The 21632-nt window shown below is 67.6% G+C and carries 20 protein-coding genes; 13 read left to right on the forward strand and 7 right to left on the reverse strand.

Annotated elements, in window-relative coordinates; genetic code table 11:
• Window positions 1-8: 8 nt before the first annotated feature.
• Window positions 9-1097 carry an amidohydrolase family protein gene (locus A5771_RS06305; RefSeq protein ID WP_207545395.1) on the reverse strand — a complete coding sequence of 363 codons (1089 nt, stop codon included), beginning with the start codon at window positions 1095-1097 and terminating at the stop codon, window positions 9-11.
• Window positions 1098-1362: 265 nt separating this feature from the next.
• On the opposite strand from A5771_RS06305, the gene A5771_RS06310 reads away from it, so the two are divergent.
• The 9 genes from A5771_RS06310 to A5771_RS06350 are packed head-to-tail and all read left to right on the forward strand — an operon-like array spanning window position 1363 to window position 11252.
• Window positions 1363-2376: an acyl-CoA dehydrogenase family protein gene (locus A5771_RS06310; RefSeq protein WP_064854339.1), complete on the forward strand. Its 1014-nt coding sequence runs from the start codon at window positions 1363-1365 to the stop codon at window positions 2374-2376.
• A complete protein-coding gene (locus A5771_RS06315) occupies window positions 2360-3535 on the forward strand; it encodes an acyl-CoA dehydrogenase family protein (protein WP_064854340.1) in 1176 nt (391 codons plus the stop codon). The genes A5771_RS06310 and A5771_RS06315 overlap by 17 nt, the downstream gene beginning before the upstream one ends.
• A 15-nt stretch (window positions 3536-3550) precedes the next feature.
• Window positions 3551-4684: an LLM class flavin-dependent oxidoreductase gene (locus A5771_RS06320; protein WP_064854341.1), complete on the forward strand. Its 1134-nt coding sequence runs from the start codon at window positions 3551-3553 to the stop codon at window positions 4682-4684.
• Window positions 4681-5847: a sulfotransferase family protein gene (locus A5771_RS06325; protein ID WP_064854342.1), complete on the forward strand. Its 1167-nt coding sequence runs from the start codon at window positions 4681-4683 to the stop codon at window positions 5845-5847. Before A5771_RS06320 ends, A5771_RS06325 begins: the two co-directional genes overlap by 4 nt.
• Before the next feature lie 7 nt (window positions 5848-5854).
• Window positions 5855-6658, forward strand: coding sequence for a sugar phosphate isomerase/epimerase family protein (locus tag A5771_RS06330; protein WP_064854414.1), 804 nt, complete (start codon window positions 5855-5857; stop codon window positions 6656-6658).
• 16 nt (window positions 6659-6674) lie between these two features.
• On the forward strand, window positions 6675-7883 hold the full coding sequence (locus A5771_RS06335; protein WP_064854343.1) for a DUF1214 domain-containing protein: 1209 nt from the start codon (window positions 6675-6677) through the stop codon (window positions 7881-7883).
• A gap of 51 nt (window positions 7884-7934) precedes the next feature.
• The gene (locus A5771_RS06340; protein ID WP_267887461.1) at window positions 7935-9149 is read left to right on the forward strand and encodes an acetyl-CoA C-acetyltransferase; all 1215 of its coding nucleotides are present in this window, start codon (window positions 7935-7937) and stop codon (window positions 9147-9149) included.
• Complete coding sequence (locus A5771_RS06345) at window positions 9149-9937, forward strand: enoyl-CoA hydratase/isomerase family protein (protein ID WP_064854344.1); 789 nt, start codon at window positions 9149-9151, stop codon at window positions 9935-9937. Before A5771_RS06340 ends, A5771_RS06345 begins: the two co-directional genes overlap by 1 nt.
• A 16-nt stretch (window positions 9938-9953) precedes the next feature.
• Window positions 9954-11252 (forward strand): acyl-CoA dehydrogenase family protein, encoded by a 1299-nt coding sequence (locus A5771_RS06350; RefSeq protein WP_064854345.1) that lies wholly within the window; start codon window positions 9954-9956, stop codon window positions 11250-11252.
• 15 nt (window positions 11253-11267) lie between these two features.
• On the opposite strand, the gene A5771_RS06355 is transcribed toward A5771_RS06350, so the two are convergent.
• From A5771_RS06355 to A5771_RS06380, 6 genes are read right to left on the reverse strand one after another with little or no spacing between them, the layout of a single operon-like run.
• The gene (locus tag A5771_RS06355; RefSeq protein ID WP_064854416.1) at window positions 11268-12230 is read right to left on the reverse strand and encodes a phosphotransferase family protein; all 963 of its coding nucleotides are present in this window, start codon (window positions 12228-12230) and stop codon (window positions 11268-11270) included.
• Window positions 12227-13012, reverse strand: a complete 786-nt coding sequence (locus A5771_RS06360) for an SDR family NAD(P)-dependent oxidoreductase (protein WP_064854346.1) — start codon at window positions 13010-13012, stop codon at window positions 12227-12229. Before A5771_RS06360 ends, A5771_RS06355 begins: the two co-directional genes overlap by 4 nt.
• A gap of 45 nt (window positions 13013-13057) precedes the next feature.
• Window positions 13058-14425 (reverse strand): cytochrome P450, encoded by a 1368-nt coding sequence (locus A5771_RS06365; protein WP_064854347.1) that lies wholly within the window; start codon window positions 14423-14425, stop codon window positions 13058-13060.
• A gap of 19 nt (window positions 14426-14444) precedes the next feature.
• Window positions 14445-14648, reverse strand: a complete 204-nt coding sequence (locus A5771_RS06370) for a ferredoxin (protein ID WP_064854348.1) — start codon at window positions 14646-14648, stop codon at window positions 14445-14447.
• Window positions 14649-14687: 39 nt separating this feature from the next.
• Window positions 14688-15548 (reverse strand): mycofactocin-coupled SDR family oxidoreductase, encoded by an 861-nt coding sequence (locus tag A5771_RS06375; RefSeq protein WP_064854349.1) that lies wholly within the window; start codon window positions 15546-15548, stop codon window positions 14688-14690.
• A 41-nt stretch (window positions 15549-15589) separates the two neighbouring features.
• Window positions 15590-16294 carry an SDR family NAD(P)-dependent oxidoreductase gene (locus A5771_RS06380; RefSeq protein ID WP_064854417.1) on the reverse strand — a complete coding sequence of 235 codons (705 nt, stop codon included), beginning with the start codon at window positions 16292-16294 and terminating at the stop codon, window positions 15590-15592.
• A 236-nt stretch (window positions 16295-16530) separates the two neighbouring features.
• Between A5771_RS06380 and A5771_RS06385 the strand changes: the two genes are divergently transcribed.
• From A5771_RS06385 to A5771_RS06400, 4 genes are read left to right on the forward strand one after another with little or no spacing between them, the layout of a single operon-like run.
• Entirely contained in the window at window positions 16531-18039 is a 1509-nt protein-coding gene (locus A5771_RS06385; RefSeq protein ID WP_064854350.1) for an aldehyde dehydrogenase family protein, read from the forward strand.
• Window positions 18036-19241 carry a CaiB/BaiF CoA transferase family protein gene (locus A5771_RS06390; RefSeq protein WP_064854351.1) on the forward strand — a complete coding sequence of 402 codons (1206 nt, stop codon included), beginning with the start codon at window positions 18036-18038 and terminating at the stop codon, window positions 19239-19241. The genes A5771_RS06385 and A5771_RS06390 overlap by 4 nt, the downstream gene beginning before the upstream one ends.
• 16 nt (window positions 19242-19257) lie before the next feature.
• Window positions 19258-20460 carry a Zn-ribbon domain-containing OB-fold protein gene (locus A5771_RS06395; protein WP_064854352.1) on the forward strand — a complete coding sequence of 401 codons (1203 nt, stop codon included), beginning with the start codon at window positions 19258-19260 and terminating at the stop codon, window positions 20458-20460.
• Entirely contained in the window at window positions 20448-21620 is a 1173-nt protein-coding gene (locus tag A5771_RS06400) for a thiolase C-terminal domain-containing protein (protein WP_064854353.1), read from the forward strand. The genes A5771_RS06395 and A5771_RS06400 overlap by 13 nt, the downstream gene beginning before the upstream one ends.
• Window positions 21621-21632 lie beyond the last annotated feature (12 nt).

Below are 21632 nucleotides of genomic sequence, written 5' to 3' on the forward strand. Positions count from 1 at the left end.
GCTGTTCTCTAGTGTGCGCCCGCGGCGGCCGGAACGTCGATCCCGTAAAGCCGGCTGGCATTGCGCCAGCACAGCTTGTCGCGCTGTTCGGCGCTGAACGCGCTCGGCACCGCCAATTCGTTGGACTGCCAGTGCGGATAGCTCGACCCGTACATCACCATGTCGTCCTTGCCGGTGAAACCGAGCCATTCCCCGGCGAACTCGGTGTCCCCGGGACCGTCCATGGCGCCCTGGACGAAATAGACGTGCTCGGGCAGGTAGTCGCTGGGCATCTCGGGGGCCCACGGGGTCTGCTCCAGGTGCGGTCTGCCGAAGGTGTCCATCCGCCAGATGAACGGGGTCAGCAGATCCGCGCCGCCGTCGGCCCAGACGAACTTCAGCGCCGGCATCCGCTCGAAGACGCCCTCGGCAATCATGTTCATCAGGTGGTACAGGTAATTGCACGCCATGAAGCTGACGTAGTGCTCATAGATGCGCGGGACACCGGACGGCGTCGGCGAGGCGGCGATGCCCGAGCCGACCTCGATATGCGCGGCCACCGGCAGGCCGGCGTCGATCGCCGCCTCCCACAGCGGCCAGAACTGCGGCTTGCCGAACAGCTCACGGGATTGCAACGGGACGCCGATCTGCACCACCCGCGGGTGGTCCTTCCACCGGTCGATCTCCTTCAGCGCGCCGGCGATGTCGTCGGGATTGACCCGGATCGTGCCGCGGAAGCGCTCGCCGTGCTCGGGGTGGTCCAGCCAGCGTGACACCAGGATCTCGTTGTGCGCCGCGGCGATCGCCGACCCGAGGTGCCGGTCGGGCATGATTCCGCGCGTCATCGGGTGCAGCACCGCCACGTCGACACCGCGGTCGGCGAACAGATGCTGGGCCACCACGTCGGGGTCCGAGCCCGGGTACTGGCCTTCCGCGCCCTCGGTGCCGGGGGCGTACTCGCCGCCCGGCGCCCCATACCAGTCCATCTCGTAGTCGGGGAAGCCGCGGCTGCGGTACGGCTCGCGCAGGTAGTTGCGCAGATCCTTGTTCGACGCCGCGAAGATGTGCACGCTGGCGTCGATGACGGGCGTCCCGGTGCCGTCCGGGTGTTCGATCATCAACTCCGCCCTTCATTCGCCGGACCCTGCGCCCGCCACGGAGCGTGCTGCGGGGAGTCACCACGAGCCGGACCCCATTGTATAGCTGTATTCTTTGCTTGCAAGAACTGGATTCTCATCCGCGGGACGGTCCGTCGGTGCAGCCAGCAGGCACGGCGACCGCTGCCAGCCCGCGATGGCGTGACAGCACGGTATCTCAGGTTGAGATCGTTACATTCGCTAACGAGAATGTTATTCTCGACGGGCGCGTGGAGGAGGTGACGCAATGCTGTTGGAGTTCGATGCGGATCAGCGACTGTGGCAGGGCACAGTGCGCGACGTGGTGGGCAAGCAATGCTCGCCCTCGCTGGTGCGCGGTGTGGCCGAGACCGTGGCCGGCTCGGATGATGCGATCGACTCGTTGTGGAAGGTCTACGTCGATCTGGGCTGGACCGAGTTGCACGAGCCGGAGACCGCGGTAGAGCTGGCGATCGTCCTCGAAGAACTGGGCCGCGCCACCGACCCCACGCCGTTCCTGGCGACCATGACCCAGTTCGCCCCCCTGGTCGGTGAGCACCATCGCGGCGACGGTTCGGCCGGCGCGGCGGTATACCGCGGCGTGAGCGCCTACCGCAACGCCGCCGGCTGGGTGCTGGACGGAACCGCGCTGAACGTGCTCGATGGTGATCGGGCTGAACGGCTGGCGGTGGTCGCCGATGCCGGGGTGTTTCTGGTCGACGCCGCCGCGGTGACGACGCGGACGGCCTCGGTGTTCGACCCGACGCTGCACGTGGCCGACGTGTCGTTCAGCGGAGTCGAGGTGCCTGACACCGCGCGGATGCGCGTCGACGTCGAGCGGGCCCGCCATGTCGCGCTCACCGGGATGGCGATGACGATGGTCGGCGCCTGCCAGCGGATCCTCGATCTGGCACTCGAGCACGTACGCGGTCGTCAGCAGTTCGGGGTGCCGATCGGCTCGTTCCAGGCGGTCCAGCACAAGGCGGCCGACATGCACGTGGCGATCGAACGTGCCCGGGCGTTGGCGTATTTCGCGGCGCTGACGATCGCGGCCGACGACCCCCGGCGGCGGATGGCGTCGGCGATGGCGAAGGCGGCGGCCGGGGAATGTCAGTCGGTGGTCTTCCGGCACGGGCTGCAGCTGTTCGGCGCGATGGGCTTCACCTGGGAGAACGACTTGCAGTTCGCGCTCAAGCGGGCCAAAGCCGGTGAGCTGATGCTCGGTGGTGCCGCAGAGCACCGCGCGGCCATCGCAGAGGAGTACCTTGCAGCTCACGTTTGATCCCGAGGTCGAGGAGTTCCGTGCCGAGTTCGCGGCCTTCCTCGACGCCAATCTGCCCGCCGAGGCCGACACCTTGGAGCGGCCGCGGTCGGTGTCGCACATGCCGGAGTGGGCGCGCCGCTGGCAGCGGTTGCTGTTCGACAACGGCTGGCTGCTGCCCGGCAATCCGCCGGAGTTCGGCGGCCGAAACGCCACCCTGCTGCAGCAGTTCGTCCACGCCGACGAACTGTGTCGGCGCCGGATTTATCACAGCTTCAATCCACAGGGTGTGAATATCATTGCGGCGTCGTTGCTTTCGTTCGGCAGCGATGAGCAGAAGCGGCGCTGGGCGGTGCCGATTCTGCGTGCCGAGATCACCGCGTCGCTGGGGATGAGCGAGCCGAGCGCCGGCTCGGACCTGGCGTCGCTGCGGACCAGGGCGGACCGCGACGGTGAGGATTTCATCGTCAACGGCCAGAAGGTGTGGACCTCGGGTGCTCACGATGCCGATGTGCTGCTGACGTTCGTGCGCACCGATCCCGATGCACCCAAGCACAAGGGCATCAGCGTCTTGTTGATCCCCACCGACACCCCGGGCGTGGTGTGCCGCCCGTTCCCCACCATCTGCGGGATCGACGACAAAGACTTCAACGAGGTGTTCTTCACCGATGTGCGGGTGCCTGGGGAGAACCTCGTCGGCCCGCTCAACGGCGGTTGGCGGGTGGCCAACGGTTCCCTCGGGCACGAACGCACCATGATGTGGCTGGGTTTCGCCGACCGACTCGACAATGTGATCGCCGATTTTCGCCCCGACGGTGCGCTGGAACGCGACCAGTTCGCCACGGCCGTCATGGATTATCAGGCGCTGCGCCTGCTCGGCTCCCGGGCGCTGGCCCGGGCCGCCCGCGGCGAGGAGGACGTGCCCGCCCTGTCGGTGCTCAAGCTGCTCGGCTCCGAAGCCGAGATGTACGCCACCGGTTACGCACTGGACGCCGCGGGGTCATCGGGTCTGATCCATCCGGCCAATTCCGGGCCGTATGCGCCGATGAACCTCGACAGCTACTTCGCCAGTTGGTTCGAACGGCACGCCCGGAGTTTCTCGGGCACCATCGCCGGCGGCACCTCGGAGATCCACCGCAACATCGTCGCCCAGCAGGTGTTGGGCCTGCCCCGCGGTTGACGCGATAGGACGCCGATGTCATGCGTTCGGCCGGCCGCGTTCCTGCGGACCACCCTCCCCCTGGACCTGTCGACGCTGACCGAGTTCGACACCGGCCGATACCATTCCGTCTGGATGCCCGACCATATGGTCAGCTTCTGGCCGGATGCCTTGTGGACACCGGAATTCACCGATCTGGCCACCGTCTCGCCTTCGCCGCACCGCCATCTCGATGCCCTGGCAGTCGCGGCCGCAGCAGCCGTCCTGACCGAGCGGGTGCCCCTGGCCACCAGTGTGGTGGACACCGTGCGCCGCCACCCCGCATCGCTGGCCCAGAGCGCGCTGACCATCGACCACTTGTCCGGCGGCCGCTTCATCCTCGGACTCGGCAGCGGTGAGCGGGAGAACATCGTGCCGTACGGCTTCGATTTCGACCGGCCGGTGAGCCGTTTCGAGGAAGCGCTGCAGGTGATCCGGCTGCTCTGGGACAGCGACGGACCGGTGGACTTCCAGGGCGCCTTCTACCGCCTGGACCGTGCCCGAATGGACACCGAGCCCCACGATGGGCGTGTCCCACCGATTTGGATCGGTGCCAGCGGCCCGCGGATGCTCGACATCGTCGGACGCTACGCCGATGGATGGTGGCCGGCCGGGGCGTGGACCCCCGAGCAGTACGGCGAGATGCTTGGCGCAGTGCGCGAATCGGCGCAGCGCGCCGGCCGTGACCCGATGGCGATCACGCCGTGCTTCGTCCAGGTCTGTCTCATCGGCGACGACGACGACGCGCTTGCCGAGATCGCCCGGACGCCGCTGGTGGCGTCCTTTCTGCTGCAGGTGTCCGCGAAGGTGTTGCAGCGCTTCGGGTTCGATCATCCGATGGGCGAGGACTGGGGCGGCTTCCACGACATCGACCCGGCAGCGCTGACGCGTGAGCGCATTCTGGGCTTCCTGGATCGGTTCGAGCCGGAGGCGCTGCTGGCGATCGTGCCGCACGGCACATCCAAAGATGTCGCCCGGATCATCAAGAGCTACGTCGATGCGGGCCTGCGGGTGCCCAAGATCCTGGACTACTCGGCGATGGCCGGACTGGACTACGCTGCCGCGTCCGCGGCCCGGGTCCGCCAGACCGAAGACGAACTCGCGGCGCTGTGCGAAGGCCGGACCGCATGAGCACACTCGATGCCGCCGCGATGCTTGACCGGGCCCAACGCGAGACCGGATGTGACGACTACGGCGATCTGTCGCTGCCGGAGCGCTTCTCGGTGGCCGTGGCGCAGTTGAATGGTTTCGGCTTGGACGCCGACGGCGCCGAACAAGCCCGGCAGGTTTGTCATTGGCTGCTCACCTCCCGGCTGGAGTTGATCGCCGACCGCGGCCGGCACCCGATCGCCGAGGAAGTCATCAACCGGCCGATGTTCGTCACCGGTGAACCGCGTTCGGGCACCACGTTGATGCACGCGCTGATGTCGGTGGATCCGAACGCCCGCGCACTGCGGTTCTGGGAGGTGATGTACCCCTCGCCGCCGCCGGGCCTGGCCGGGCCGGATGACCCGCGCCGTGCTCGCGCCGATGCGGACTGGCGCGAGATCAACGCCCGGCTGCCCAAGTGGCTGCACAGCCATCCCTACAACGACATGCTCGGCGACGGCCTGCCCGAGGACGAACGCACCTGGGCGTTCGACTTCCGGGTGATGACCCCGACGGCGTGGTGGCGGGTGCCGATGCCGGCGGTGGTCGGTGGTCTGCCCGTCGACGCGGCGGCACAGTACCGCCTGCACAAGGCCATGCTGCAGCAATTCCAGTACGCCCGGCCGCACAAGTACTGGGTCCTCAAGGGGTTCCACGGTTTTCGGCTCACTGAGCTGTTCGCCGCCTATCCCGATGCGAACCTGGTATGGCTGCACCGGGACCCGGTACAGGTCGCGGCATCACGCACGATGATGATGGCCGACATCCTCGACGGTATCGCGGGGCCGGTCGACCTGGCGGTCGAGGCCAAAAAGCACCTGGAAATGACTCGGGCCGGCATCGCCAACACGATGTCGCATCCCCTGGTCGACGACCCGCGCATCCTGCACGTCCCCTACACCGACTTCATCGCCGACCCGGTTGCGACCGTGCAACGCTATTACCGGTTCTGCGGCCGGCCGCTGACCGGCGAGGCCGAAACCGCGATGCGCCACTATCTGGCCCACAACCGTGGCGACCGGCACGGCAAGTTCCACTACTCGACCAGCGTGCTGACCGACATCGGGGAGGACCTCGACGCGTTGCACGACGAATTCGCGCTGTTCCGGGAACGTTTCGGTGTCCGTATCGAGAAGCGCGAGTGAGTTGGTGATGCACGAGCGGCTGTCGGTGCACAGCGTCACCTTTTTGGGCGCGAGTCCCGCCGAGCTGCGCGGTTTTTGGGAAACGCTCGGGGTGCGGCGCCTGAGTATCCTGGATACGCAACTGCTCGATCGCGGCTTCACCGGCTTGGTCACCGCCGGCGGCTACCGCATCGAGGCGGTCTATCACCTGTTCGGCGGTGGCCGGGTACCGGTGGACGCCGAGCAGATCCGCACCACCCGAACAGAGCTGGCGCGGCTGGTCGACGCCGCCGCAGTCGCTCGGGCCCGGTGCATCTACCTGCTCACTGGCGGCCGCGGCCAACTCACCTGGGAGCAGGCCGCCGAGCGCTTCAGCACCGCAATCGAACCCTGTGTCCGGCACGCGCGGGCGGCCGGTGTCGACCTCGCGGTTGAGAACGCGTCAAGCCTGTACGCCGACCTTCATCTGGGGCACAGCCTGCGCGACACGATCACCCTGGCCGAGATGGCGGGCCTGGGCATCTGTGTGGACCTGTTCCACTGCTGGGCCGAAGCCGGGCTGAGCGGGCTGCTGACCCGGGCGCTGCCCCGGACCCGGCTGATCCAACTGAGCGACTACGTGCTCGGCGATCGTGCGCTTCCGGCCCGCGCCGTCCCCGGCGACGGCGCGATTCCGATCCGGCCGGTGCTGGCGCAAGCATTGGCCGCCGGTTACCCGTTCGGGTTCGACCTCGAGCTGCTCGGGCCGCGAATCGACCGCGAAGGACCGCTGGCCGCTGCGCAGCGGGCGGGGACAACGGTCACCGCGATGCTCGCCGAACTGGGCTGCTGAGGAAGGAATTTCGACGATGGCTTTCGGCGACGGTCCCGACGATGTGGCGCTCGATGCGGCGTGGCGCCGGTTCTGCGACCAGCTGAAAGTGGCCGGTCGCCAAGCCTTCAAGGACTACAACGCGACCGCCGGCGTGCAGCGAGCCGACGCGTTCCGATTCCTCACCCAGAACCTCGGGCAGGCGTTCGACCTGGCGCTGGAGACCCGCGACACCCGCTATCCGATGCTGCACACGTTCTGCAACCCGATCCGCAAACTGGGCGGCGACTGCGCCGACTTCACCTACCAGCAAGCCTGGATCGACGGTGAATCCACCTACCGGATCAGCGGAACCCGCGGCACCGCACCGTTTTTCAATATCACCGTGCAGGGGCAGCGGCCGCCGGGTCCTGGCGTCCTCCACGAGCCGTTCGGCGATGTGCCGGAAGCCAACCTCTTCGGCCACCAGCTGACCGCCGAACCGGACGGCACCTTCGAGCTCTACCTCGGTGGAGCCGAACGTGCGCCGAACTGGCTGCCGACCACTCCGGAGACGCGGAAACTGTTCATCCGCCAGGGCTTCGATCGTTGGGATGAGCAGCCCGCGCGCCTGCGCATCGAGCGGGTGGACATGACCGCACCGAAACCGGTGCCCGGCCCCGAGGCGTTGATCGAGGCGATGGGATGGGCGGCGGAGTTCATCACCGGGGCGATGGCCGACTGGCCCGAGTTCCCCTTCACCTACGGCGGAGTCGACGAGACCCGCCCGAACCGATTCCCCGAGATCACCACCACGGACGCGGACGCCAAACGCGGTCGTGCGGCCGCCAACATGTACTGGGAGCTGGCGCCGGACGAGGCGCTGGTGGTCGAGTTCGACGCCCACGAAGGCCTGTGGATGGTGACGAACATGGGCGTGTTCTTCACCAGCATGGACTTTTTGTACCGGCCGGTGAGCTACACCCCGAGCCGCGCCTCGGTTGACTCCGACGGCAAGGTGCGCCTGGTGCTGGCGCATCGTGACCCGGGTGTGCGCAACTGGCTCGACACGCAGGGTTTCGAACGCGGCAACCTCACCTACCGGCACATGCTGGCCGGTCACCCGGTGCCGCTGGAAACCCGGCTGGTCAGACACGCCAACCTCGGCGCGGTATTGCCCCGCGATACCGCGCGGGTCACGGTGGCCGAGCGCCGCGCACTGATGTGGGAGCGCTTCAACGGTATTAGCACTAGGTTTCCGCTGTGACACCGCGGGAGTCTGCGCTACGGGAAGGATTGGGAGATCTTGGATGCACTAATCGTTGACGCGGTGCGCACACCGCGTGGCCGGGGCCGTCCCGACGGCGCGCTGCACGGTGTTCATCCCCAGGACCTGCTGGCCCAATGCCTCACCGCGGCGGCCGACCGGGTGGGCTTCGAGCCGACCGACGTCGACGACGTGATCGCCGGCAATGGCATCATGGCCGGTGAGCACGGTGACGACATCGCCCGATTGGCGCTGCTGCTGGCCGGCTGGCCGGAGACCGTGCCGGGAATGACGCTGAACCGGTTCTGCGGATCAGGCCAGCAGGCCATCACCGTGGCCGCCGCCGGGATCGCCGCCGGGCAGCAGGATCTGGTCGTGGCGGGCGGTGTCGAATCGATGTCCCGGTGGGATGTCACCGTCGGCGTACCGACCATCGACGGCGCCAACCCGTCCTTTCGTGCGATGTACCCGACGGTTCCGCAAGGGGTTTCGGCGGATCTGATCGCGTCGCTGGAAGGTTTCACCCGAGCCGACGTGGATGCTTTCGCCGCGTCGAGCCAGCAACGCGCGGCGAAGGCCATCGCGGCAGGGTACTTCGACAAGTCGCTGATCGCCGTCCGTTCGGAGTCCGGTGAGATCATCGCCGGTGTCGACGAACACCCGCGGCCGGGAACGACCGCGGACAAACTCGCGACGCTGCGGCCGGCGTTCGAGCAGGCCGGCAGTGCCCGAGTCCCCGGCGAGCAGCTGAGCTTCGACGAGATCTGCGTGAACCGCTACCCCGGAATCGACCGGATCGACCACGTTCACCACGCCGGCAACTCTTCGGGTGTTGTCGATGGCGCCGCGGTGGCGGTGATCGCTTCGCACAGCTGGGCGAACGCGCACGGCGTTGCCCCACGTGCCCGGATCCGGGCCACCGCGGCGATCGGCAGCGAGCCGATCGTCATGCTCACCGCTCCGGGCCCTGCGGCGCAGCGATGCCTGGCCAAGGCGGGAATGGATGTCGCAGACATCGATCTGTGGGAGATCAACGAGGCGTTCGCCGCGGTGCCGCTCAAGACGATTCGCGATCTGGGCCTGGATCCGGAACGGGTCAACGTCAACGGCGGCGCCATCGCGCTGGGGCATCCGATCGGCGCGACCGGCGCCATCTTGATCGGCACACTGCTCGACGAGCTGGAGCGCCGTGACCTGGCTACCGGTCTGGTCACCATGTGCACCGGCGCCGGCATGGGCACCGCGACGATCATCGAGCGAATCTGATGACGCCCACAGCCGAAACCCTCGACATCGGGTCCCCGGCTCCCGGTGTGCTGGTGTTGCGGTTGAATCGCCCGAGCCGGCTCAATGCCGTCAACGAGACCATGCGCGACGAGATCACGGCAACACTGGCGAATATCGCCGCCGATGCCGCGGTAAAGGCGGTGGTGATCACCGGGACGGGCCGTGGATTCTGTTCCGGTATCGATATGCGCGACTTCGGGCCGGGGATGCTCGACGCCGATGATCCGGCGATCGACCGGCTGCGCTTCCAGGAGGCCATGGCCGGCTTGGCGCACGCGATACACGCCCTGCCGCAGCCGGTGATCGCCGCGGTCAACGGCCCGTGCGTGGGAGCCGGCCTGGCGATGTGCCTGGCGGCCGATATCCGGCTGTGTTCCACCGCCGCAACGTTCGGCAACGCCGCGATCCTGCTCGGGCTCTCGGGGGCGGAGATGGGCATGAGCTATCACCTGCCCCGCATTGTCGGCGCCTCGGTCGCGGCGGATTGGATGCTCACCGGGCGCACCGTGTCGGCGGAGGAGGCCGATCGGCGCGGGCTGGTGAGCCAGCTGGTCGGCCCGGAGGAGCTGATGGACCGGGCGCTGGAAATCGCCGGGCACGTTGCCGGATTGGCGCCGTTGGGAGTGCAGCTGACCAAGCGGGCCCTGCAGGTCAATATCGATGCCGGCGGGCTGCGCGCGGCACTGGAACTGGAGAACCGCAACCAGGTCCTCAGCCACGCCACCGAGGATGCCGGTGCCCGTCGCAGTGAATGGACACAGCGGTAGCGAGAGGATTGATTCAGTGGCATGGGATTTCTCCACGGATCCGGAGTGGGCGGAGCAACTGGAGTGGGTGAGTGAATTCGTCCGTGTGGAATGCGAGCCGATCGACCTGATCGTCAAGGAATCCCATGACCTCAACGACCCGGTGCGCCAGGCGCTGATTCCACCGCTGCAAGAAATCGTCAAGGAGCGCGGGCTGTGGGCCACTCACCTGGGTCCGCACCTCGGCGGCCCGGGCTACGGCCAGGTCAAGTTGGCTCTGCTCAACGAGATCCTCGGCCGGTCGGAATGCGCGCCCATCGTGTTCGGGTCGCAGGCGCCCGATTCGGGCAACAGCGAGATCTTGGCGCACTACGGCACCCCGGAACTCAAGGCCCGTTACCTGGAACCGCTTCTGGACAACCGCATCATCTCCTGCTTCTCGATGACCGAACCCCAGGGCGGCGCCGACCCTAAGGTGTTCACCACCGCCGCGGTCCCCGACGGGGACCACTGGGTGATCAACGGTGAGAAATGGTATTCATCGTTCGCGTCGATGGCGTCGTTTCTGATCGTGATGGCCGTGACCGACCCGGATGCGCCCCCCTACCAACGTCATTCGATGTTCGTGGTGCCGGCCGAAACGCCGGGAATCAACGTGCTGCGCGATGTCGGACTGGGTTACCAGCCGCTCGGCGGTGGGGGACGGGAGGGCTACGTCCGCTACGAGAATGTCCGGGTGCCGGCAGATCACATGCTCGGCCCGCGCGGGGGAGCTTTCGCCGTGGCACAGACCAGGCTGGGCGGCGGGCGCATCCACCACGCAATGCGCACCGTGGGCCTGGTCCGGCGGATCTTCGACATGCTGTGCGAACGGGCGGTCTCGCGCTACACCCAAGGCGAATCGCTGAGCCGCAAGCAGCTGGTCCAGGAGATGGTCGCCGACTCGTGGATGGAGATCGAGGCGTTCCGCCTGCTCACCCTGCAGACGGCGTGGAAGATCGATCAACACAACGATTACCGCGCGGTACGCGCCGATATCTCCGCGGTGAAGGCGATGATGCAGAAGGTGCTGCATGATGTCTCGGCGCGGGCGCTGCAGATCCACGGTTCGCTCGGCACCTCGCACGAGATGCCGTTCGTCCAGTATCTGACCGAGTCCTTCGTACTGGGGCTGGCCGACGGGCCCACCGAGGTGCACAAGGTGACGCTGGCACGGCTGCTGCTCGCCGACACCACGCCGGCGCCGGACGTCTTCCCCAGCGAGCACCTGTTGCGGCTGCGGGCAGCCGCTGAAGCCAAGTTCGCGGACAAGCTCGCCGGTATCCCGCGCGAATAGCGCTGCGCTGCACACTCAGCACGCCAGGTGGTCCAGCGCCCTGCCCAGCAGCCGGGGCAGCGCCGCGGCCATCTTCTCGAGCTCCTGGTCCGGTGTCGTGCGGCGACGGTTGTGTTTGACGATCAACGACCAGGTCGCCGTCGACTTGAAACAGGCCAGTGCCGCAAACCAGCCCAGATCGGGCACGCTGCGCCCCAAGGCGCGCCGGTAGTGCGCGGCCAGCTCGTGCACCGGGGGAGTGCGCCCGCGGTACGGCGTGACCCGGCCGTAGGTGTCCGGGTCGGCGTTGATCAGGAACCAGCCCAGGTCGACGCGCGGATCGCCCACCGACCAGATCTCCCAGTCGACGACGGCGGTGATGCGCCCGCCGACGGACAGCAGATTGCCCAATCGGAAGTCGCCGTGCACAAGTGCCGGCGTACCGGCGGCCGGAGTCGTCGAGCGCAGCGCCGCGGCGACGCGTTGCCAATCCGGCACCAGTTCCTGAGGCACGGTGGTCAGGCTGCGGCACCACTTGTCGAGTTCGGCGCTCGGCGCCACCACAGGCTCATCGTCCAGCCCGAGTTCCGCCGGGACCAGCCGATGCAGTGCCGCCAGCAGCTGCGCGGCGTGCTGAAACCGTTCCGCGATCACCTCAGCGGGACCCGCGTCGACGGCGTCGAAGAGCGGCTCGGCCGCCGCACCATCGATGAAGGACATTACGAACAGCGGCGGTACTTCCGGTGGATCGCCGTGGTCTTCGGCGAGGATCTCGGGTACCGGTACTGCCGTGCCCCTGAGCGTGCGAAGAATCCTGGCCTGGCGCAACACGTCACGGTGGGCGACCGGCGGCAGGCCGGGTGGGGCGACTTTGACCACGACCCGGCGTCCGGCGAGCGCACCGGCGAACGTCAGGCTCGACGCCCCGCCGGCCAGCGCCACCAGATCCGAGATAGGAGCGAGCCGCTGCTGCAGGCCGGCGAGAACATCGGCACTCAGCTCAGCGCGCCCATCTCGCGCAGGAACGACTGGGTGTGGGCGATGCGGCCGGTCATGGTGGCCGGGTCGGCGGTGCACAGCAGCAGGGCCGTACGGGTGATCAGTTCGATGTCCTCGGTATCCGTTTTCGCCAGGTCGAGGCTGCCGGCTCCGGGAGTGGCCACCGGGTTGGTGGGGGCTGCGGCGTTGACCGCGATCCCGTCGTCGAACAGTTCGGCGGCAAGGCTTTTCGTCAGTCGGTTCAAGGCGGCTTTGGCCATGCCGTAGATCCCGAAGCCGGCGGTGCGGTCGAACTCGGAAAACGGCGGGCCGGAAGGCAAGTCGCCTCCCACCGAGGTGATGTTGAGGATCCAGCCTCGGCCGCGCTCGCGCATGCCGGGGATCGCGAGTTGCGCCAGATGCAAGGGTGCCAGCACGTGCATGTCCAGCATCAGCTGAATTCGCCGCTCGGGAAAGGTATCCAGCGGGCGCAGAAACGTCACGGCGGCGTTGTTGACCAGGATGTCGGGCGGGCCGACCTGCGCCGCTGTCTCGGCGAACAGCCGTTCGCGGTCGGCGGCCTTGGACAGATCTGCGGCGATAGCGATCGCGGTACCGCCGCGGTCGGAGATCTCAGCCTGGGTTTGCGCCAGCGAACCGTCGTACTTGGGATCGGGTTGAGCGGTTCGGGCGGTCAGCACCACCGTCGCGCCTTCATCGGCCAGGCGCTGGGCGATCGCTTTGCCCAGACCGCGACTGCACCCCGTGACCAGAGCTACCTTCCCGGAGCACCGTGTCGTCACCGCCGCCTACGCCCCTTCGTGTGTCGTAAACAATTGACCGAGGATTCAGTCGAGAACGACGGCTTCCTTGCGCTCGGTGATCGGCAGCGCGCACTGCTGCTCGTCGCAGATCCGCTGCAGGTTCTCCAAGGTCTCCTCCAGCCCCGGTCCGATCCGCTTGCCCGGGGTGAATGTCGCGGGCAGGTGCCGCATGCCCTGGATGACACCGATGGTGTCGTAGTGCACGGTGCCGTCCGGGTCGCAGCGGTAGTCGGGCATGCGGTCCAGGACCGCGGTCAGCATCGACTTGAACACGGTGCGGGCCACGTTGGAGCCGATGCAGCGGTGCACACCGAGGCCGAAGCTGAAGTGCCGGTTCCCTTTACGATCCATGATGATGCTGTGGGGGTCCTCGAATATCGAAGGGTCGCGGTTGGCCATCGCCCAGGACAGCCAGAGTCGCTCGCCCTCCTTGAATGGGGTTCCCACCACCTCGACGTCTTCGGAGAAGGTGCGCCCGTCGCCGGCGGCGGGAGTGAAGTAACGCAGGAACTCCTCGGTGGCGGGGTCCAGCAGCGTGTCGCGTTTGGTGCTGAGCAGCTCTCGCTGGTCGGGATTCTCCGAGAGCCATTCCAGTGAGTGCGCGGTGAGCGCCGTCGTGGTGTCGAAACCACCGCCGATGACCAGCCCCACCATGCCGAGGGCATCGATGTCGGGAACCGGTTCGCCGTCGATCCGGGCGGTGGCTAGAGCATTGACGATGCCCGGGCGCGGGTTCTCTTTGATCTCAAAGTAATTGGTGAGGAGGTCGATGCCCATTTGCCGGTGCAGTTCGGCGACCCGCACCGAGTCGGGGTCGTGCTCGGGCGTGTAGACCGCCGCGTGGACCGGTTCGCAGTAGATCGTCCAGTTCTTCAGCGGGATGCCGAGCATCGCCAGCGTGAACACCGCGGGCGCGATGTTGGCCAGGTCATCGACGAAGTCGATGTGGCCTTCCTCGATCCTCTCGTTGATACAGGCGCGCACGATGTCGTCGATGAAGGGTTCCCAGCGTTTGATGGCGGCCGGGGACAGGTACGGGTTGACCACGTTGCGGTAGAAGCGGTGTTCCTCGCCGTCCATTTCCAGCATGCCGCCACGTACCCCGACGGCTCGTTTGGCCGGCGGGATGGAGATCCCTTTGTAGCCTTTGCGTTCGTTGTTGACGTCGTGGTCGTTGGAGACATGCGGGCACCGGGCCAGTTCGAAGACTTCCTGTGCGCCGGCCGCGACCCAGTGGCCGTCGTAGGTCTCGGTCCACGCCATCGGGCACTTGGCGTGCATCTCTTCGGTGATGGCCTGGAAGTTCAGCCGATACTCCGAGGTGTGCCGGTCGAAGTGGTAGGCCCGTTCCTTCTTGTGAGCACTGTTGGTGACGGCTTCGTTGATGCTCAAGGCATTGTCTCCCTTGTTACTAACTGTCGTCGTCGGTGAGGATGATGGCCTGCTCCGGGCATGACCGGACCGCTTCGCGTACCAGGTCTTGCTGGTCGGCGGGGACGACCTCGTTTGCGGCCGTGGAGTGACCGTCGATGTCGTCGAGGTCGAAGGAATCCGGCGCGATCATCTTGCACAGGCCGTGGCCCTGACAGCGCTCCGGGTCAACCCAAACTTTCATGCTGCTCCTATCGAACGTGCCGAATTTTCCGGCGCCGCATCAGACGTGGTAGTCGTACCACTTGAGGTATCCGCCTGCGTCGACCCGCAACTGCATCCCGGTGACGTAGCGGGCCTCGTCGGAGGCGAGCCAGAGCACCGCGTTGGAGATGTCCTCGGGTTCGATGAACGGGACCTTCATCGCCTGCTGCACATAGAACACCGGTTCGGCGTCGGCACGGGTCGGGTGCTCCAGGTCGGGGCGGAAGGATCGGTACATCGGCTCGCTCTGCAACATGTCGGTGTTGCAGTTGGTCGGGTGGATGACGTTGGCGCGGATACCGCGCACCGCCAGCTCGGTGGCCAGATCGTGAACGTACTGCGCGATAAGGCGTTTGGAGGTCATGTAGGCCATGCCGCCCGGGTCGTTACCGGGATTGGCCTTCTGGTGGGCGTCCATCAACGCCGCCGCCGACGAGGTGGCGATGATCGACGCCCCCTCGCCCAGGTGGGGCAGTGCGACCTGGATGCCGTTGATGGTGCCGACCAGGTTGGTGTTGATGACGTCGATCCAGGCCTGCAGGGGCGGATTTCCCTTCATGCCGGCCACGCCGGCCTGCGCGACGACGATGTCGAGCTTGCCGAACTCGGCGATCCCGGCGTCCAGTGCGCTCTTCAGCGCTGCCGCGTCGCGCACGTCAGCCTGCGCGGTGACGATGCCGCGACCGGTCTTCTCGACCAGCTTGGCGGTCTCCTCGAGGTCTTCGGGCCGTGCCATCGGATAGCCGATCGTCTCGATGTCCTGGCACAGGTCGACGGCGATGATGTCGGCGCCCTCCTCGGCCAGCCGCAGCGCGTGGCTGCGGCCCTGCCCGCGGGCTGCCCCCGTGATGAATGCGACCTTTCCGGCAACGCGTCCCACAGCTGTTCCTTTCGTTATCGAATGCCTCGGTGCGGCGAATGTCAGGTGTTGCGACCGCCGTTGACGCCCAGGATCTGCCCGGTGATGTAGCCGGCCTCCTCGGAGATCAGGAAGGCGCACGCCGCGGCGATGTCTTCGGGTCTGCCCATCCGGCGCACGGGGGTCTTGGCGATGTTGTCCTCGATGTTGCCGAGGAATCCCTGGCGGTCGGCGTTGCGCAGCATCGGGGTGTCGATGAAGCCCGGCGGTACGGCGTTGACGGTGATGCCGCTCGGCCCGTACTCCAGCGCCAGGGTCTTGGTGAGTCCGTTCACCGCGGACTTGGCCGCGACGTAGTGCGCCATATAGGGGGTGCCGGAGTGTGTGCTCGATGAGGAGATGTTGACGATGCGTCCCCAGCCGGCCTCGACCATGTCGGGCAGCACCGCTTGGACGGTGTGGAAGACACCGTTGAGGTTGATGTCGATGATCTGCTGCCAGTCCTCGAAGCTGATGTGGCTGAACTTCTTGAAGCCGTCTTTTCCGGCGGCGTTGACCAGGATGGTGACCGGCCCCAGCTGTTTGCGGATCTGCGTCAAGGCAGCGTCGATCTGTCCGCGGTCGGTGACGTCGGCCGCGAAGGCCAGCTCCTCGTGATCATTCGGTTTCACATCGATGACCGCCACCCGGTGCCCGTCGGCGCGCAAGCGGCTCACCACGGCCGCGCCGATGCCCGAGGCGCCCCCGGTCACTACGGCCGTTCTCACGAGGCCCGTCTCGCCCACAAAGAATCCCCTTTCCAAGATGTGAGAATCGTACTCTCGTACAACTGTTTCTGGCAAGGCTCGGACGAACCGGCTCCCAGCAGGGATGATGCGGAATCGCGGTGCTGAGGTGTCGCCCCGAGATAGGGCTGACAGGATTCCGACTCCGCTTGAGTTCTCCCTGGCGAGATGTATGATTCGCCGCACATGAGAATGTAGTTATCCGGCGGGAGGCTTGCATGGGTTCGCAGGAAACGGCAGCGACCATCGCCGACGGCGGTGCGCAGGCCACCGAGCAGGTTGCCGCCCGGCAACTGCTGATCGACGGCAAGCTGGTGGGCGCCGACCGTACCTTCGCATCGCTCAACCCGGCTACCGGTGAGGTCCTGGGCTACGCGCCGGACGCCGCGGTGGCGCAGGCCACCGCAGCCGTCGCGGCGGCGCGGCGGGCCTTCGACACCGGTGACTGGGCCACCGACACCGCGCTGCGGATCCGCTGCCTGGATCAACTGCACAAGGCTCTGGTCGAGCACCGCGACGAACTCGCCGCGCTCACCATCGCCGAGGTCGGAGCCACGGCGGCGCTGACCCAGGGCGCTCAGCTGGATCAGCCGATCGCGATCGTGCGCTACTACGCCGACCTGCTCCGCGACTATCCGATGACCGAAGACCTCGGCAACGTCGAGAGTCGCGGGATGCTGCACCACCGCTGGGTGGAGAAAGAAGCCGCCGGCGTCGTCGCCGCGATCATCGCCTACAACTACCCCAACCAGCTGGCGCTGGCGAAGCTGGCCCCCGCGCTGGCCGCCGGCTGCACCCTGGTGCTCAAGGCCGCCCCCGACACCCCACTGGTGACGTTGGCGCTCGGGGAGCTCATCGCCAACCACACCGACATCCCGGCCGGCGTCGTCAATGTGCTCAGCTCGTCAGACGCGCAGGTCGGCGCGGTGCTGACCACCGACCCAGACGTCGACATGGTCACCTTCACCGGATCCACCCCCACCGGGCGGGCGATCATGGCCGCCGCCAGCGAGACCCTCAAGCGGGTCTTCCTCGAACTCGGCGGCAAGTCCGCGGCGATCGTGCTCGACGACGCCGACTTCAACATGGCCGCGGTCTTCGCCTCGTTCTCGATGGTCACCCACGCCGGCCAGGGCTGTGCCCTGACGTCGCGGCTGCTGGTGCCCAACTCCCATCACGACGAGATCGTCGAGTTGATCAAGACCAACTTCTCCCACGTGCGCTACGGCGACCCGACGGATCCGAAGACCTACATGGGCCCGCTGATCAGTGCCAAGCAGCGCGACAAGGTCGACGGCATGGTGCAGCGCGCGGTCGCCGCGGGAGCCACCCTGGTGACAGGTGGCGAAAAGGTCGACCCCGGCTTCTTCTACACCCCGACGCTGCTCACAGGAGTCGACCCGGACAGCGAGATCGCCCAGGAAGAAGTCTTCGGGCCGGTGCTGACGGTGATCGGCTACGACGATGACGACGACGCGGTGCGGATCGCCAACAACTCGATCTACGGGCTGTCCGGCGCGGTCTTCGGCAGCCAGGACCGGGCGGTGGCGCTGGCCCGGCGGATCCGCACCGGAACGTTCTCCATCAACGGCGGCAACTACTTCAGTCCCGACGCCCCGTTCGGGGGATACAAGCAGTCCGGCATCGGCCGGGAGATGGGCGTCGCCGGCCTGGAGGAATTCCTGGAGAGCAAGACCTTCGCCGCGCCCGTGGGAGCCGCCGAATGAGGCCGCTGGAGGGCATCCGGGTGCTCGAGGTCGCGATGTACGGCTTCGTCCCGTCGGCCGGTGCGGTGCTGGCCGAATGGGGCGCGGAGGTCATCAAGGTCGAGCACGCGGTCACCGGGGATCCGCAGCGCGGGCTGCGCCAGACCGGCATGCTGCGCGTCGAGGGCGACCCCAACCCCAACATCGAGCACGCCAACCGCGGCAAGCGCAGCATCGGCCTGGACGTGTCGATACCGCAAGGCCGCGAAGTGTTGCTCGAATTAGCAAAGCGGGCAGACGTTTTCCTGACCAGTTTCCTTCCCGGCCACCGCAAGAAGTTCGCCATGGACGTCGAGGACATCCGTGCGGTCAACCCGAAGATCATCTACGCCCGCGGCAGCGCGCTGGGCCCCCGCGGCCTCGAATCGGAAAAGGGCGGCTACGACATGACCGCCTTCTGGTGTCGCGCCGGTACCGCGGCCACCATCACCCCGCCCGGTATCGAGGGCATGATCGCACCGCCGGGGCCCGCCTACGGCGACACCATCTCCGGCACCAACCTGGCCGGCGGTATCGCGGCGGCACTGTTCAAGCGTGAGCGCACCGGTGAGCCCTCGGTCGTCGACGTCTCACTGCTGGGCAGCGGCCTGTGGGCGATGGGCCACACCGTCGCCTTGACCAGTCATCTGGGCGAGCGTCTGGTCCAACAGCCGCCCGGTGTGCACGGCTCGCCGATCAACCCGCTGGTCGGGGTCTACGCGACCGCCGACGAGCGCTACATCTCGTTTGTCATGATGCAGCCCACCAAGTTCTGGGCCGACGTGTGCCAACACATGGAACTCGACGCCTACATCGACGATCCGCGGTTCGCCACCGCGCAGTCGTTCGCCGAGCACACCCCGGCGGCCGTGGAGATCCTGCGCCAGGCGATGGCCAAGCGGACGCTGCCCGAGTGGAGTGAGCGCTTCGCCACCCTGGCCGGCCCGTGGGCGCCGGTCCAGGACACCCTGCAGGCCGCCCAGGACGCGCAGATCCGCGCCAACGACTACATCGTGCAGGCCGGCGAGCTCGAGTTGGTCGCCAACCCGGTCCAATTCGACGTCACCGCCGCGGAAACCGGCCCGGCCCCCGGCTTCGCCGAGCAGACCGACGAGATCCTGACCGACCTCGGGCTGGACTGGGACCGCATCATCGAGCTGAAGACCGTCGGCGCGGTCACCTGAGAAGTCTGGGGTCGCGATGCCGCACGTAGCTTCAATTGGCACCTACCTGCCGTGCTGGGGAACCCCCCTGCGGCGGCTGGCCGGTGACGACGAGGACGCCATCACTTTGGCTGTCGAGGCCGGCCGCGCCGCGCTGGCCGCCGGCGGTGCGGTTGAACGGCTCGTGGTCGTGAGCCGCGATCTTCCGCTGACCGAGAGCAGCAACGCCGCGGTGCTGCTGGCGGGGCTGGGACTGGATCCGGAACTGGAAGTGGTCGAACGACTCGGTGGTGCGCCCGCCGCACTCGATGCGTTGAGCTCGGCCCGGCCGCGGACCCTGGTCATCGGCGTGGATCTGGATCCGAGCGGCGCGGTCGCGGTCCTGACCGCCGACGACGGCCTGCGCATCCGCACCGCGGCCCGGATCGCGCGCAGCCTGCCGGTGCGTACCCGCAATGCGGTCGGGGTGGTGCACGACTATGGCGACCCGCGGCTGCTGCACGAGCGCGGGGTGGTGACATCGCTGGCCCAGGCCTGGGCCGACACCCCGGTGATGCTGGCCGGTGTCGAGCACGAGCGCGCGGTCGCCCTGTGCAGCGGCGAGCCCGCAGCGCTGCCGACGACCGGCGCCAGCTCGGGGCTGTTCGCGTTGGCGGCGCTGGCCGAGACCCAGACCGAGGGACCGCTGGTCGCCGTCGAGCAGGCCAACCTGTCCGGTATCAATGTGGCCGGCGGCGAGGTCGCGGTGCACCGTCACGAACCGGTGGCCCGGCCGGTACCGCCGAGCGTGATGACGCCGGGAGCGGACCTGCCGATCTCACTGGCGGCCTACGAGCGGGCCTTCGAGGCCAAGGTGCGCTGGGAGGCGGGCAAGCACCCCGACAGCGACGAACTCGACTTCCCGCCCCGCTACCGGGTCGGCGACGACAGCACGCTGAGCACCGACTACGAGCTGGTGGAACTACCGCGCACCGGCACCGTCTACACCGAGGTCAGCGTGCACCTGCCGGTGCCCGGCCTGCGGACGCCCTACTCGCTGGTGATCGTCGAACTCGACGACGTGGCGGTCCGTGCGCTGGTGAAAGTGACCGGAGCCCCGGCCGGCAGCGCCTGGATCGGCGACCGCGGCCGGCTGGTGCTGCGCCGGATCGCGGTGCGCTCCGGGGTGCCCGACTACGGCTACGCCTTCGAACCCTTCGACCCGGCGGATCAACCCGAGGCGGTCGCATGCGGCGCGTAGGAATCGTCGGCGCCGGTATGACGCCATTTCGGGAGCATTTCGCGCTGGGCATCAAGGACCTGTTGCCGATGGCCTTCGCCGAGTGCGCCGCCACCGTCGACAAGGGCCTGCAAAAGACCGATGTGCAGGCGGCCTGGTTCGGGGCGCTGGGCACCACCGACGGGTTTCCGTCCGGGATCCTGGCCGACACCCTCGGGCTGCCGGAGCTGCCGGTGACCCGGGTGGAGAACTCCTGCGCCACCGGCAACGACGCGGTCCGCAACGCACTGTTCGCGGTCGCCTCCGGGGCGATCGACGTCGCGCTGGTCATCGGCGCGGACAAGCTACGCGAGATCGCCACCAAGGACATGCTGTGGGCCTGGGAGGGGGCGGTGCGCGACATGGCGTGGGATTACCCGCTCGGCCTGGTCGCCCCCGCCGGCTTCGCCCTGCATCTGCAGCGTTACCTGCACGAATCGCCCGCCACCCGGGAACATCTGGCGATGGTGGCGGTGAAGAACCACCGGCACGGGGTGGCCAACCCCAAGGCCCGGCTGCGCTTCGAGATCACCCTGGAACAAGCCCTCGATGCGCCCACGGTGGTGTCGCCGTTCGGTGTCTTTGACTGCGCGCCGCAGAGCGACGGCGCCGCGGCGCTGGTGCTGGCCGCCGAGGACGTGGTCGACCGCTTCACCGATCGGCCGGTGTGGATCCGCGGCGTCGGCCTGGGGCTGGACTCGGTGATGCATCAGCACAAGCGCGACATGACCACGTTTCCAGCGACGGTGCGCGCCGCCAAGCAGGCGTTCGCCATGGCCGGATTGACGCCGGCCGACATCGACGTCGCCGAGGTGCACGACTACTTCACCGGGGTGGAGCTGATCAGCTACGAAGATCTCGGCTTCGCCGACCGGTTCGAGGCTTACAAGCTGCTGGAAACCGAGGCGACCAGCGCCGGGGGCGCGCTGCCGGTGAACCCCAGCGGAGGCTTGAAGTGCAAAGGCCACCCGCCGGGTGCCACCGGTGTGGGACAGTGCGTAGAACTCTTCGAGCAGTTGCGCGGTACAGCGGTCAATCAAGTCGATGGCGCCCGGATTGGCTTGGCGCACAACATCGGGGGGCCGACTGCGGTATCGGCGGTCACCATCGTGGAAAGGGGCGGCGGCGATGGATCACGCTGACGTCGCGGTGGC

The organism is Mycolicibacter sinensis (assembly GCF_001667375.1).
GTDB lineage: Bacteria > Actinomycetota > Actinomycetes > Mycobacteriales > Mycobacteriaceae > Mycobacterium > Mycobacterium sinense_A.